At 53.1% G+C, this 12,927-nt stretch carries 13 protein-coding genes, 2 tRNA genes and 3 rRNA genes (1 of these 18 only partly in view); 13 read left to right on the top strand and 5 right to left on the bottom strand.

Annotated elements, in window-relative coordinates:
- From P398_RS0100730 to P398_RS0100710, 5 genes are all read left to right on the top strand, one after another.
- Positions 1-2,257 (top strand): 23S ribosomal RNA (locus P398_RS0100730) (it extends 657 nt beyond the left edge of the window).
- Between the two features lie 94 nt (positions 2,258-2,351).
- Positions 2,352-2,467 (top strand): 5S ribosomal RNA (rrf, locus tag P398_RS0100725).
- 97 nt (positions 2,468-2,564) lie between these two features.
- A 5S ribosomal RNA gene (gene rrf / locus P398_RS0100720) occupies positions 2,565-2,680 on the top strand.
- Positions 2,681-2,781: 101 nt separating this feature from the next.
- Positions 2,782-3,651, top strand: coding sequence for a GNAT family N-acetyltransferase (locus tag P398_RS0100715; RefSeq protein ID WP_051638835.1), 870 nt, complete (start codon positions 2,782-2,784; stop codon positions 3,649-3,651).
- Positions 3,644-4,582, top strand: coding sequence for a coiled-coil domain-containing protein (locus tag P398_RS0100710; protein ID WP_029333752.1), 939 nt, complete (start codon positions 3,644-3,646; stop codon positions 4,580-4,582). The genes P398_RS0100715 and P398_RS0100710 overlap by 8 nt, the downstream gene beginning before the upstream one ends.
- 10 nt (positions 4,583-4,592) lie before the next feature.
- Here the strand turns inward: P398_RS0100710 and P398_RS0100705 are convergent, their stop codons facing one another.
- Positions 4,593-4,970 carry an HIT family protein gene (locus tag P398_RS0100705; RefSeq protein WP_029333751.1) on the bottom strand — a complete coding sequence of 126 codons (378 nt, stop codon included), beginning with the start codon at positions 4,968-4,970 and terminating at the stop codon, positions 4,593-4,595.
- Between the two features lie 53 nt (positions 4,971-5,023).
- Between P398_RS0100705 and P398_RS0100700 the strand changes: the two genes are divergently transcribed.
- Positions 5,024-5,656 carry a uridine kinase family protein gene (locus P398_RS0100700; protein WP_029333750.1) on the top strand — a complete coding sequence of 211 codons (633 nt, stop codon included), beginning with the start codon at positions 5,024-5,026 and terminating at the stop codon, positions 5,654-5,656.
- Here P398_RS0100700 and P398_RS0100695 read toward each other — a convergent pair.
- Positions 5,651-6,433, bottom strand: coding sequence for a sporulation protein (locus P398_RS0100695; protein ID WP_029333749.1), 783 nt, complete (start codon positions 6,431-6,433; stop codon positions 5,651-5,653). The two genes, P398_RS0100700 and P398_RS0100695, sit on opposite strands and share 6 nt — an antisense overlap.
- A 139-nt stretch (positions 6,434-6,572) precedes the next feature.
- Between P398_RS0100695 and P398_RS0100690 the strand changes: the two genes are divergently transcribed.
- From P398_RS0100690 to P398_RS0100660, 7 genes are all read left to right on the top strand, one after another.
- Positions 6,573-6,649 (top strand) — tRNA-Met (locus P398_RS0100690).
- A gap of 25 nt (positions 6,650-6,674) precedes the next feature.
- Positions 6,675-6,751: transfer RNA gene (locus P398_RS0100685), tRNA-Met, on the top strand.
- Positions 6,752-6,856: 105 nt separating this feature from the next.
- On the top strand, positions 6,857-7,306 hold the full coding sequence (tsaE, locus tag P398_RS0100680; protein ID WP_024372084.1) for a tRNA (adenosine(37)-N6)-threonylcarbamoyltransferase complex ATPase subunit type 1 TsaE: 450 nt from the start codon (positions 6,857-6,859) through the stop codon (positions 7,304-7,306).
- The gene (tsaB, locus tag P398_RS0100675) at positions 7,303-7,959 is read left to right on the top strand and encodes a tRNA (adenosine(37)-N6)-threonylcarbamoyltransferase complex dimerization subunit type 1 TsaB (RefSeq protein ID WP_024372083.1); all 657 of its coding nucleotides are present in this window, start codon (positions 7,303-7,305) and stop codon (positions 7,957-7,959) included. Before tsaE ends, tsaB begins: the two co-directional genes overlap by 4 nt.
- Complete coding sequence (gene rimI / locus P398_RS0100670) at positions 7,952-8,413, top strand: ribosomal protein S18-alanine N-acetyltransferase (protein ID WP_024372082.1); 462 nt, start codon at positions 7,952-7,954, stop codon at positions 8,411-8,413. Before tsaB ends, rimI begins: the two co-directional genes overlap by 8 nt.
- Positions 8,410-9,432: a tRNA (adenosine(37)-N6)-threonylcarbamoyltransferase complex transferase subunit TsaD gene (gene tsaD, locus P398_RS0100665; protein ID WP_029333748.1), complete on the top strand. Its 1,023-nt coding sequence runs from the start codon at positions 8,410-8,412 to the stop codon at positions 9,430-9,432. Before rimI ends, tsaD begins: the two co-directional genes overlap by 4 nt.
- A 14-nt stretch (positions 9,433-9,446) precedes the next feature.
- Positions 9,447-10,013 carry a hypothetical protein gene (locus tag P398_RS0100660; protein ID WP_024372080.1) on the top strand — a complete coding sequence of 189 codons (567 nt, stop codon included), beginning with the start codon at positions 9,447-9,449 and terminating at the stop codon, positions 10,011-10,013.
- Between the two features lie 9 nt (positions 10,014-10,022).
- On the opposite strand, the gene P398_RS0100655 is transcribed toward P398_RS0100660, so the two are convergent.
- The 3 genes from P398_RS0100655 to P398_RS0100645 form a co-directional block, all read right to left on the bottom strand.
- The gene (locus P398_RS0100655) at positions 10,023-10,496 is read right to left on the bottom strand and encodes a flavodoxin domain-containing protein (protein WP_029333747.1); all 474 of its coding nucleotides are present in this window, start codon (positions 10,494-10,496) and stop codon (positions 10,023-10,025) included.
- A 78-nt stretch (positions 10,497-10,574) separates the two neighbouring features.
- A complete protein-coding gene (locus P398_RS0100650) occupies positions 10,575-11,000 on the bottom strand; it encodes a hypothetical protein (protein WP_024372078.1) in 426 nt (141 codons plus the stop codon).
- The gene (locus P398_RS0100645) at positions 10,997-12,898 is read right to left on the bottom strand and encodes an ABC-F family ATP-binding cassette domain-containing protein (protein WP_024372077.1); all 1,902 of its coding nucleotides are present in this window, start codon (positions 12,896-12,898) and stop codon (positions 10,997-10,999) included. Before P398_RS0100645 ends, P398_RS0100650 begins: the two co-directional genes overlap by 4 nt.
- Positions 12,899-12,927: the final 29 nt, after the last annotated feature.

Below are 12,927 nucleotides of genomic sequence, written 5' to 3'. Positions count from 1 at the left end.
AAAGGCGGAGCCGCAGCGAAAGCGAGTCTGAATAGGGCGCATCAGTCCGTCGTCGTAGACCCGAAACCAGGTGATCTACCCATGTCCAGGATGAAGGTCAGGTAACACTGACTGGAGGTCCGAACCCACGCACGTTGAAAAGTGCGGGGATGAGGTGTGGGTAGCGGTGAAATGCCAATCGAACCTGGAGATAGCTGGTTCTCTCCGAAATAGCTTTAGGGCTAGCCTCGAGGTGAAGAGTTCTGGAGGTAGAGCACTGATTGGACTAGGGGCCCCCACAGGGTTACCGAATTCAGTCAAACTCCGAATGCCAGTGACTTGTACTCGGGAGTCAGACTGCGAGTGATAAGATCCGTAGTCGAGAGGGAAACAGCCCAGACCATCAGCTAAGGTCCCCAAGTGTATGTTAAGTGGAAAAGGATGTGGCGTTGCACAGACAACTAGGATGTTGGCTTAGAAGCAGCCACCATTCAAAGAGTGCGTAATAGCTCACTAGTCGAGTGACGCCGCGCCGAAAATGTAACGGGGCTAAACATACCACCGAAGCTATGGATCCCGTAAGGGATGGTAGGAGAGCGTTCCAAGCAGCAGTGAAGCGGTATCGTGAGGAGCCGTGGAGCGCTTGGAAGTGAGAATGCCGGTGTGAGTAGCGAAAAGAGGGGTGAGAATCCCCTCCGTCGAAAGCCCAAGGTTTCCTGAGGAAGGCTCGTCCGCTCAGGGTTAGTCTGGACCTAAGCCGAGGCCGAAAGGCGTAGGCGATGGACAACAGGTTGATATTCCTGTACCGCCGTACCACCGTTTGAACGATGGGGGGACGCAGAAGGATAAGGTAACCGTGCGACTGGAAGTGCACGGACAAGCAGCGAGGCCGTCGGGTTGGCAAATCCGCCCGGCACACAAGGTTGAGCTGTGACGTGGAGCCCGTAGGGCGAAGTACCGGATTTCACGCTGCCAAGAAAAGCCTCTAGTAAGGAGGTCGGCGCCAGTACCGTAAACCGACACAGGTAGGCGAGATGAGAATTCTAAGACGCGCGGGATAACTCTCGTTAAGGAACTCGGCAAAATGGTCCCGTAACTTCGGGAGAAGGGACGCTTATGGCAACATAAGCCGCAGTGAATAGGCCCAAACGACTGTTTAGCAAAAACACAGGTCTCTGCTAAATCGCAAGATGAAGTATAGGGGCTGACGCCTGCCCGGTGCTGGAAGGTTAAGGGGATGTGTCATCGCAAGAGAAGCACTGAACCGAAGCCCCAGTAAACGGCGGCCGTAACTATAACGGTCCTAAGGTAGCGAAATTCCTTGTCGGGTAAGTTCCGACCCGCACGAAAGGCGTAACGATTTGGGCACTGTCTCAACGAGAGACCCGGTGAAATCATAGTACCTGTGAAGATGCAGGTTACCCGCGACAGGACGGAAAGACCCCATGGAGCTTTACTACAGCCTGATATTGAGGCTTTGTACGCGATGTACAGGATAGGTGGGAGTTTGTGAAGCCGGAGCGCCAGCTTCGGTGGAGACACCCTTGGGATACCACCCTTTGCGTATAGAGTCTCTAACTCGCAGCCGTGATCCGGCTGGAGGACCGTGTCAGGTGGGTAGTTTGACTGGGGCGGTCGCCTCCTAAACAGTAACGGAGGCGCCCAAAGGTTCCCTCAGAATGGTTGGAAATCATTCGAAGAGTGCAAAGGCAGAAGGGAGCTTGACTGCGAGACCTACAAGTCGAGCAGGGACGAAAGTCGGGCTTAGTGATCCGGTGGTTCCGCATGGAAGGGCCATCGCTCAACGGATAAAAGCTACCCTGGGGATAACAGGCTGATCTCCCCCAAGAGTCCACATCGACGGGGAGGTTTGGCACCTCGATGTCGGCTCATCGCATCCTGGGGCTGGAGTAGGTCCCAAGGGTTGGGCTGTTCGCCCATTAAAGCGGTACGCGAGCTGGGTTCAGAACGTCGTGAGACAGTTCGGTCCCTATCCGTCGTGGGCGCAGGAAATTTGAGGAGAGCTGTCCTTAGTACGAGAGGACCGGGATGGACGCACCGCTGGTGTACCAGTTGTTCCGCCAGGAGCATCGCTGGGTAGCTACGTGCGGACGGGATAAGTGCTGAAAGCATCTAAGCATGAAGCCCCCTCCGAGATGAGATTTCCCTTTGAGCAATCAAGAAAGACCCCTCAGAGACGATGAGGTAGATAGGTCATGGGTGGAAGCGTGGTGACACGTGGAGCTGAATGATACTAATCGGTCGAGGCTTTGATCTAGTCTATGGTTTGACAATTGATGAACTTCAGTTTTCAGGGAACAAACCCTGAAGGTGATTGACACGTCCGAAGGACGATGTTGATATTTTCTTTGTCTGGTGGCGATAGCGAAGCGGCCACACCCGTTCCCATGCCGAACACGGAAGTTAAGCGCTTCAGCGCCGAAAGTAGTTGGGGGTCTCCCCCTGTGAGGATAGGACGTTGCCAGGCAACATGAGACGATCGAGCATAACGCTCGGTCGTTTTTCTTATGAATTCTGTTCAAAATGGTTGTCAATTCGTAGATTATATGCTAATATAATAATTGTCTAGTGGCGATAGCGAAGTGGTCACACCCGTTCCCATGCCGAACACGGAAGTTAAGTACTTCAGCGCCGAAAGTAGTTGGGGGTCTCCCCCTGTGAGGATAGGACGTTGCTAGGCCAACCTAGAGGACGATTGAGCAAACGCTCAGTCGTCCTCTTTTGTCTTTCTCGAAACCTTTGAATCTTTTATTGCGTATGAAAGACTGAGGGGGAATTATCATGCACATCCGTGAAGCTAGAGCCTCGGACAAGACAACCTTTACTGAGGTTTCGCGAGCAAGTTTTAAACAAGAGGCAGACCGTCTCCAATTGCAGTACCGAGACTTGAATGTTGAACCACCCGGATATGATAACGAGGCGATGAGCCTGTATTTAATTGAACAATTGACATGTTATGTCATCGAGCTTGAAGGACAAGTAGTTGGGGGAGCCGTCATTACGTTGACAGGAGAAGAGTACGGTCGGATTGACCGAATCTTTATCCATCCAGAGAAACAGGGCCAAGGGATAGGGAAGCGTGCTCTAAAGCTAATCGAGGTGTTTCACCCGACTGTGCGGATTTGGGAATTAGAGACATCGACAGCTCAAGTTAACAATGTCGCATTTTATCGAGCGGTTGGTTATCAATCTATTTTTGAGTCAGCCGAAGAAGTTTGCTTCGTCAAACGAGTGAAGCAAAAAAGTGATGATAGTATATTGCGCTATGAGGAGTGTTCTGTAAAAGGTGCTCAAGCTTATGGAATGGATGCGAGCCAAATTGCGATCACGAATAGTAACGTCTCAAAACTTCGGGCGAGCAACTGCAATTTTATGAATAGTCAGTTCCGCAACATAAATTTCAGAGAAACCCAGTTCGATGATTTGAATCTATCCGGCTCAGAATATCGTTTCGTCACCATGTACGAAACGGGACGGACGACGACGTTTTCCCATACAGACCTAATGAACACGATTTTTACTAACTGTCGTCTTGACGGGGTACAAATTGAGAATTCATCAATTGATGGCCTGACCATTAATGGAATGGACGTTAAAGCTTTGTTAGAGCAATATCAAAAAGAAAGTGGAGGAGTGAAGCGTTATGAGTAATGTGCATCAATTACAACTCGACTTACAACAACGTCTCTCCGAACGAGATCGACTTGCCCGCAAGCTTAAAAGACTCGATAAACAGATTGCGGAACATGAAACGGTAAGAAAGCAACTGCTCAACTCGTTCACGAAAGAGCAGCGTGACGTATATGATTTAGAGGTGTTCTCGCTCGTCAATGCGTGGCGTAAGTTTCGCGGGACGTTCAATGAACAAAAGACGATCGAATTGGAAGAGGCGGCCCGAGCCGAATTGAAGTTACGGGAACACGAGAAGATGATCGATGAGTTAGAGCTTGAGCGTCGCGATCTTCGTGAGACGTTTGAGGCTTATGCAAACATCGATACGGAATGGGAAAGGTTTTTGGAAGCGAAAGAGGCTCGCCTAAAACAAGATCCTGACGTCATAGAAACGTTGTATCGTCTCACGAATGACCAGGCGAAAATAAGTGAGGCGTTGGTGGAATACAATGAAGCCATCGTCGCAGGACGGTCGGCCCGTGCCGCAATCTCGAAGACGCTCAAGCATCTTGATAGTGCGAAAGGGTGGTCGACATATGACACGTTCTTCGGAGGTGGTTTGATTGCGACGGCGATGAAACATGACGCCATCGACGCCTCCGAACGGACGATGCATGAACTTCAATCCGCACTCGAACGTTTCTCACGAGAACTCGCTGACGTAAAAGAAGTCGTCAGTGGCTTACACATCGAGCGGGGATCGCTCATTCAGTTCGCGGATTACTTCCTCGATGACATCTTCTCCGAATGGACGATGCATGGACGAATCAACGACTCGCTCGACAAAGTGAACGGCCTCGATCGTGAGATCGCCAAACTTATCGAGAGCATGACACGACAAGTCGAACGCTTAGAACGACAGCGTGAGCAGACGGAAGACAAACGAAAGCAGCTCATCGTCACGCGATGAGCTGCTTCGCTTATTCAGGTCGCTTCAACCAATGGCGCAACCCTTTCCCGGCGTGCGGCCCTGCCTCATAACGAGGGATGACATGAAAATGAGCGTGTGGCACGGTCTGATTAGAGGCTTCCCCAACGTTCCAGCCGAGTGTGTATCCATCTGGGCGATGTGTTGCATCTAGCAACCGTTTCGCTTCGTGCAATAACTCATATGTATCTCGCCATTCGTCCGGCGTTAAGTCAAACGTCGTCGTCCGGTGCTGTTTCGGTACAATCACACCAGAGCCGACGAGGACATCTTGTTCACGTTCATGCATCAAAAAGTAGCACGTCTCGTTCTCGGCGACGATGGATTGCGCGGGATCATCATGTGGATGACAAAATGGACAAGTCGACATCAGATTGATACACTTCCTTTCTATATATACAAGTGTATCAAAAGGAGGAGCCTATGAACGAATGGATTGAACAGATCGTCTCGAGCATACGGCAGAGGGAGAAGTGCATCATTTTGATTACTGGACATGGCGGCGCGGGAAAGACGACGCTTGCACACGCATTGATGGAACGCCTCGAAGAAGTGAATTATTTGAATACTGATCCATATATCGCCGACTCGACGTTACGGAAAAGCGCAATCCTCGATTACTCGGTCGATGGGGTAGCGCATCGTTATAAGATGACGGCTTGTCACCCAGCGGCGCACCATTTGCTGTCGCTCGAACGCGATGTCCGCATGATTCGTGAAGGAATCGGCTTTTATACGATTGATGTGCCTTATCTCGAGCGAACGTGGATCGCCCCAGAGAAACCAGTCACCATCATCGAAGGGATGAGCGTGGCTTTCCTCGAACCGGATGCAAGGGACGTTTCCATTTACTTATATAGCGACAGCGAGACCGAGTTTTTACGACGGTCGGTACGAGACATTCAAGAGCGTGGAATGGCTCTCGACTATTTGAAAGCGTCTCATGAAGAGCGCCGACTTCAATATGAGCAGTTCATGCATCCACACCGAGAGAAGTTCCAGATGATCGTGAACACGAGTGGGGACGAATGGGAAATTGAAAACCACCGCTCATGAAGAGCGGTGGCTGCGTAACGTCTCTTGAATCCCGAGCCCGAGTCGGTCTTGCTCGCGCTCGAGTTGATCCCACGTGAGTGAGCGATGACGCAAGACGACATCGTTGGCGATCGAATCGAGCGTCCGTTGTTTCTCGATATTATCGAGCCAGTAATAGACGTCGACCCCGTCCTCGTCGATACGCCAAAACGATTTCACGACCTCGAACTCATCGGCCCAGTCGCTGACAGGTTTGAAACCGTACTTTTCGACGAACGGATACGGCCGCTCTTCGCCGAGCGGATCGATGACGTTGCGGACGAACATGAGCTCGAGACCGGCATGCTCGGTCGCTTCGAGTAACCGTTTAAGCTCAGGTAACGGCTCGACTTCGACGTTCTCGATCACGTCGAACCAAATCCGTTTGCCGTCCTTGTCCCACACGGTCGCTTCGACACTGTAAGGGGCACCGGCAGTCGAAGGGGCATACATCGTCAAGTCGAACGTGAACGGGATATGTTCTTCCGCCCCTGGTTCAAGTATGGCTGACAAAGCGATCGGTACTTCTTGAAGGTCAGCCTCACGGTTGAACTCGTTCCCCTCGAGCGTGATATCTTTGAACGTCGTGAGGAAGTTGAGCGTCAATTCATGTAGCCGGATCACTTTTGAGGTCGGATTCATTACGCGAAGTGTTCCGTGAACGGTCTGTCTTGGGACGAACGGAACAGTATGGAAATAGACGGACGCATCTAGCTCAGAAAAGAACCATTTTTTAAACCGGTTTCCCCATTTCGACATGTCGGTCGCGCTCCTTTTCTCTGTTGGATTACACTCCTTTAATTGTTCCCGAATCCAAATCACAAAAAACATAGAGAAAAAGGTTGCATATTATAACTACTTCGCTTATTATAGAGGATGTCGAAAGAATTCATATTATCGCGGGGTGGAGCAGTCTGGTAGCTCGTTGGGCTCATAACCCAAAGGTCGTTGGTTCAAATCCAGCCCCCGCAACCAATTTTTATTTAATTTCATATGTCGTCGCGGGGTGGAGCAGTCTGGTAGCTCGTCGGGCTCATAACCCGAAGGTCGTTGGTTCAAATCCAGCCCCCGCAACCAATTTTTAAATGAGATAGCGAAACGATAACGTTTCGTGTTTTTTTTTGCGTAAAATGGAGTGTACAATGAGGACGTATCGCGACAACTACTAAAGGAGAAACATTCATGTATACATTGATTACCCATTCCGCGGCAGAGACGCAGGCGGTGGCGGAAAAGCTCGCCACGCTTGTCAAAGCTGGGACGGTCATAACATTGAACGGAGACCTCGGCGCCGGTAAAACGACGTTCACGCAAGGGTTCGGCAAAGGACTCGGCGTGAAACGCAACGTCAACAGCCCGACGTTCACGATCATGAAACAATATCAAGGACGCTTGCCGCTTTATCATATGGACGTGTATCGTCTCGAGGACACAGGGGACGATATCGGGCTTGAGGAATACATCGACGGCGATGGCGTCGCCATCGTCGAATGGTCGGATTTGATCGAATCTTCGCTTCCGGTAGAACGGCTCGCCATCACGATCGAGCGAATCGGGGACGAGGAGCGTCAACTGACGTTCGCCCCAATCGGAGAGGCGTATGAGACGCTCGTCAAGGAGGTGCTCGCATGAAGCAGTTGATGATCGATACATCGACGACACGTCTGTCTGTCGCGCTTAGCGAGCAAGGAACGATTCAAGCCGAGACGACGGTCATGGTATCGAAGAATCATGCCGTCACGCTCATGCCGATGATTGAGCAGCTCATGGTTGCCGTCAAATGGACGCCGACAGAGCTCGAGCGCATCGTCGTGACGACCGGACCTGGCTCATACACGGGCATCCGCATCGGGGTGACGACAGCAAAGACGCTCGCTTATACGCTTCAAATCCCGCTCATCGGCGTCTCGGCACTCCGTCTCATGGCGGCAGCCCCGAACACCGATCTTCCCGTCGTGTCGCTCATCGATGCCCGACGTGGGAACGCCTATATCGGACATTATCAACAAAACGAGCCGCTCACTTCGGACGCCCATGCGTCAGTGGAGGCATGGCTGGACACACATATTGAGGGGGAATTTGTCGTCGTCGGTGACGTTGAACCGTTCCGAGACGTCTTATCGAACTATTCATATATAGAAGCTCCAGCTGCCCATCGGTATGGACGCGCGAGCGATCTCGTCGCATTAGGTGAAGAGACGCGTGACGTGCATGCGTTTGAGCCGGAGTACCTTCGTCTTGCTGAGGCGGAGGCGAAGTGGCTCGAGGGACAAAACAATGGCTGACATCAAAATTCGTCGGATGACATGGCTTGATGTCGAAGAAGTGACTGCCGTCGAGGAGGCCTCGTTCGCCATTCCGTGGACGAAAGATGCGTTCATGAACGAGATGCTCCGAAACGAACAAGCGATTTATTTCGTTGCCGTGCACGAGCGTCGCGTCATCGGTTTCGTCGGTGTGTGGCAAATCGTCGATGAAGGACACATCACGAATATCGCCGTCTTACCTGAATATCGGGGGCAGGGTATCGGGAATCGGTTGCTCACCGAGCTCGTCGCCTTTGCCCGTAGCAAGTCACTGGACGCCCTCACACTCGAAGTACGTGTCTCGAACATCGGGGCCCAGAAACTGTATGAGCAGTTCGGCTTTGAGTGTGCCGGGCGACGGAAACGTTACTATCAAGACAATAACGAAGACGCCTTTATTTATTGGGCGAAGTTAGGAAGTGAAACCGAATGAACACATCACTCATCCTTGCGATCGAGTCGAGTTGTGACGAGACGTCCGTCGCCCTCGTGCGTGACGGCAAGACGCTCCTGTCAAACGTCGTCTCGTCGCAGATTGAAAGCCATAAACGGTTCGGCGGGGTCGTGCCCGAGGTCGCCTCGCGCCATCACGTCGAACGGATCACATATGTCATCGATGACGCGCTCAGTGAAGCGGGCGTGACGATGCAAGACGTTGACGCCGTAGCGGTCACGCAAGGACCGGGACTCGTCGGTGCGCTCCTCGTCGGCATCAGCGCCGCAAAAGCGCTCGCCTTTGCCCACAGTAAGCCGCTCATCGGCGTTCATCATATCGCGGGTCACATTTACGCGAATGAACTCGTCGAAGAGATGGACTTCCCGCTCGTCTGTCTCGTCGTATCGGGCGGTCACACGGAGCTCGTCTATATGCCGGAGCACGGCGTGTTCGAAGTCATCGGTGAGACGCGCGACGACGCGGCCGGTGAGGCGTACGACAAAGTCGCCCGGACGCTCAGTTTGCCTTATCCGGGTGGTCCGGCCATCGACCGGTTGGCAGCCGCCGGGGAAGACACGTACAAGTTTCCGCGCGTCCGGCTCGAACCGGGCAGTTTCGATTTCAGTTTCAGCGGTCTCAAGTCGTCGGTCATCAACGCCGTCCATAACGCTGAGCAACGGGGCGAGACGGTGATCCCCGAAAACTTGGCAGCGAGCTTCCAAGCGAGCGTCGTCGAGGTGCTCGTCGAGAAAGCGATTCGTGCCGTGAAAGAGAAAGGCGCGAACCAGCTCCTCGTCGCCGGTGGGGTCGCGGCGAACCGTGGGCTTCGGGCCGCGCTACAAGCAGCGACCGATCAAGAAGGCATCCGCCTCGTCATCCCACCGCTCGAGCTTTGCGGGGACAACGCCGGCATGATCGGTGTGGCGGCGCATCACGCGTATGTGCGCGGAAAGCGCGATACACTAGCGATGAATGCGGTTCCTGGGTTATCCTTAGAAGAGAGCATGACAGTCTAGGGGGAAATAGAGACATGACGAAACGCATCATCATTGGAGGGCTCGTCGTACTGCTCGTCGTCGCGACGTTCTTGCAAGTACGAGAGATCATCCGCGCCTATAATATCGCTTATCAAGAAGAGATCGTACCGGAAGCGACACGCGTGCGCTCGCTCACAGGCGCCGAGTCGCTCGAAGGTATCAGCCGGGTCACAGGGGAGAACACACTCGTCGAGGCGTTGTACGGCTACAAGAACATGGATGACCAAGACATCGAAAGCGTCATCGTCGTCGATCGCAATTTAGGCGTTCAGCCGAAAGCGAGCGATGCGTACTATGAGATTTTCCCGGGACGTGAAGCGACCGAGGAAGAGGCGGCCATGTTTGACACGCTCGTCACCGAGTTCGATGAACAACAGTTGTTCGCCCAAGTCATCTCGACCCACGAGGCACGTTATGTGACGAACCGTGAAGAGACGATGACGTTTTACAAAGTGTTCGTCCGTGACGTCGATACGAACGAATATGTCTTCTTCATCACGGAAGACGGCACGAAACTCGATTTCCATACGCGCGGGTTCCAACCGTTGCGTTATTTCTAACAAAAAAGTTCAGCCGAGGGGCTGAACTTTTTTGTGTTTTTCGAGTCGTTCCATAAATGTGGTTGCGAACGAGACACACGCCTCAAGTTTCGCTTCGGTGTTCGGGTCAAACTCAATCTTCAAAGAGGGAGCGGCGATCATCCCGCTCGCGGATCGAAGTGCGTCTTCAATCGTGTCGACGGCAGCACAATATTTCGGGTAATCGGTATCACCAGAACCAAACGCCGCACAAGGTAGTGCGTCTAAGTCCGCGTCATATAAATCGTCTACAAAACCTTCCGCCTCGTACGGTACATCACCGTCACCCCATGTGTAGGCGCCGAATAGGACGCCATCGTATTCCAATAGCGAATCGACGGGAAGTGACTCTAAATCGTCCGACACCACTACCGTATATCCTGCCGTGGTCAATGTATGTTGTAACAAGTGGGCGATGTCTTCTGTGTTACCGGACATGCTCACGTATGCAATCAAAATCGTCATGATTATCACCTCAAGACAACCTTAAATGAAAATGATTCTCATTGTCAATGGTTGAATAAAAAAACACCACGTCCGATTTCATGAGGACATGGTGTCTGAGGATTTAGGGCGACGATACTTCTCACGATGCCACGTGTTGAGGCGGCTGACCGCGAAGACGAGAAAAGCGAGCACCCACATGAACAGGGTCGTTTGGTAAAAGTGGAACCAGACCGACCCGGGCGCATAAAAACTATGCACGGTCACATCGACCGGCCAGACGACGAGGCGGATGAAGAGCGTGCTCATGAGCAATCCACTCAGGAGACTGATGAAGATGCCGCTCCACGTTTGGACGATGAAGCCGATGACGACCGGAAGGAAGTAAAACAAGATCGTCGGCACGACGGTAGACTCTCCGCGGATGAGCTCGGACACGTATTCGGTCCCGGTCGGCACGATGAAGGCAAGACCGGTCAAAAACGCGTGAAGCCAGTCGATCCGCAGCGCACGGGACCGCATCATGAATGGAGCTCCTCCCATTCCGCATACAGTGCCGTGATCGATTCTTTCGTCGCATCGGACTCGGTCGACAGTTCTTGAGCCCGGGCGAAGTCGTTGAAGACGTCCGGTTCGCAAAGAAGCTGTTCAATCTCTTCGAGGCGCGCCTCGTGCTGTTCGATTGTGAGCTCGATCTCTTCGATCCGTTGCTTCATCCTACGTTCTTCACGTTGTTGTTCTTTATCGGCCCGCTGTTTTTTGACGACGACTTGTTTCGTCTCGGCGAGGGCGAGGCGGGCGAGCTCCTCGAGTTCTTCTTTCTTCTCGACGTAATACGAGTAGTCGCCGAGATACTCGTCGATGCCGGTCGGTGTGATCTCTAAGACGCGCGTGGCGAGCCGGTCGATGAAGTACCGGTCGTGCGAGACGAAGAGAATCGTGCCGGGATAGTCGAGGAGTGCGTTCTCGAGGATCATCTTCGAGTCGAGGTCCAAGTGGTTCGTCGGCTCATCCAAGATGAGCAAGTTCGGCTGTTCGAGCTTTAATTTCGCGAGCGTCAACCGGGCCCGTTCGCCGCCTGACAGCTCGTGGACGCGTTTCATGACGTCGTCGCCGCTGAAGAGGAACTGACCGAGCAGGCTGCGCACGTCTTGCTCGCGCATGAGCGGCCAGTCGTTCCAAATCTCGTCGATGACGCGGTTTTTATCGGACAAGTTCTGTTGCTCCTGGTCGTAATAGCCGATCTCGACGCCGGTGCCGTAACGGATGTCACCGGTGAGTGCCGGCTGTTGTTTCGTCAACACTTTCAAGAGCGTCGACTTGCCGACCCCGTTCGGGCCGACGAGGGCGACCGATTCGCCACGCTGCAGTTGGAAGCGGAGGTTTTGAGCGATCGGTTCCTCATATCCGATGGCGAGGTCACTGCCGCTCAACACGTCGTTCCCGCTTTGGCGCTTGATCGTGAACGAGAGGACGGCACTGCGCTCGTCACCGTCCGGCGCGTCCATCCGGTCGACTTTCTCGAGACGTTTCCGGACGCTTTGGGCGCGTTTCGTCGTCGTCGCCCGGGCGATGTTCCGTTGGATGAAGTCTTGCATCTTGGCGATCTCTTCTTGCTGTGACTCGAACTGCTTCTTCTCTTGTTCGTAGATGGCTGCTTTTTGTTCAAGGTACTTCGTATAGTTCCCGACGAAGCGGCGGCTCCGGTGGCGTGACAGCTCATAGACGACCGAGACGACCCGGTCGAGGAAGTAGCGGTCGTGGGAGACGATGAGGACGGCGCCTTTATAGCCGCTCAAGTACTTCTCGAGCCAGGCGAGCGTCTCGATGTCCAAATGGTTCGTCGGCTCATCCAAGATGAGGAGGTCCGGGCTTTGCAGAAGCATCTTCGCCAAGGCGAGACGGGTCCGTTGACCACCTGAGAGCGTGTCGATTTGACGTTCGAAGTCGTCCGGATAGAAGCGCATCCCGTGGAGGACGGAGCGAATCGTCGCTTCATATTGATAGCCGCCCCGGTCTTTGAACGTGTGCTGTTCCTCGTCATACGCGGCGAGGAGACGTTCATAGGCGTCCGCGTCGTTCAAGATGCGCTCCGAGCCCATGTCTTGCTCCATCCGCCGAAGCGTCTGTTCTTGTTCGATCAAATCGGAGAAGACGGTGAGCATCTCGTTCCAAATCGTCTCGTTCGATTCTAACCCTGAGTCTTGGGCGAGGTAACCGATCGTCACATCTTTCGGTTTCATGATGTCGCCTGAGTCATAGTTATATTCCCCGGCGATGACTTTGAGGAGCGTCGATTTGCCGGCGCCGTTTCGGCCGACGAGGGCGACGCGCTCCCCTTCTTGAATCTCAAGTTTGACGTTCTCTAAAATCGGCTCGACGCCGAATGATTTTGACAGGTTGTTGACTTGCAATAGGATCAAGTGAAAAAACCCCTTTCTCTGTATTTAGT

It is taken from the genome of Exiguobacterium aurantiacum DSM 6208, from assembly GCF_000702585.1.
In the GTDB taxonomy this organism is placed as follows: domain Bacteria; phylum Bacillota; class Bacilli; order Exiguobacteriales; family Exiguobacteriaceae; genus Exiguobacterium; species Exiguobacterium aurantiacum.
The sequence above is the reverse complement of the archived record's forward strand: the minus strand, read 5'-3'. Positions and strand labels throughout refer to the sequence as shown.

Bases quoted from the DNA above. Each gene is read 5' to 3' on its own strand.
- tsaE (WP_024372084.1), top strand. From the start codon at position 6,857: ATGTATACATTGATTACCCATTCCGCGGCAGAGACGCAGGCGGTGGCG.
- tsaB (WP_024372083.1), top strand. From the start codon at position 7,303: ATGAAGCAGTTGATGATCGATACATCGACGACACGTCTGTCTGTCGCG.
- tsaD (WP_029333748.1), top strand. From the start codon at position 8,410: ATGAACACATCACTCATCCTTGCGATCGAGTCGAGTTGTGACGAGACG.
- P398_RS0100700 (WP_029333750.1), top strand. From the start codon at position 5,024: ATGAACGAATGGATTGAACAGATCGTCTCGAGCATACGGCAGAGGGAG.
- P398_RS0100710 (WP_029333752.1), top strand. From the start codon at position 3,644: ATGAGTAATGTGCATCAATTACAACTCGACTTACAACAACGTCTCTCC.
- rimI (WP_024372082.1), top strand. From the start codon at position 7,952: ATGGCTGACATCAAAATTCGTCGGATGACATGGCTTGATGTCGAAGAA.
- P398_RS0100650 (WP_024372078.1), bottom strand. From the start codon at position 11,000: ATGATGCGGTCCCGTGCGCTGCGGATCGACTGGCTTCACGCGTTTTTG.
- P398_RS0100705 (WP_029333751.1), bottom strand. From the start codon at position 4,970: ATGTCGACTTGTCCATTTTGTCATCCACATGATGATCCCGCGCAATCC.
- P398_RS0100715 (WP_051638835.1), top strand. From the start codon at position 2,782: ATGCACATCCGTGAAGCTAGAGCCTCGGACAAGACAACCTTTACTGAG.
- P398_RS0100655 (WP_029333747.1), bottom strand. From the start codon at position 10,496: ATGACGATTTTGATTGCATACGTGAGCATGTCCGGTAACACAGAAGAC.
- P398_RS0100695 (WP_029333749.1), bottom strand. From the start codon at position 6,433: ATGTCGAAATGGGGAAACCGGTTTAAAAAATGGTTCTTTTCTGAGCTA.
- P398_RS0100660 (WP_024372080.1), top strand. From the start codon at position 9,447: ATGACGAAACGCATCATCATTGGAGGGCTCGTCGTACTGCTCGTCGTC.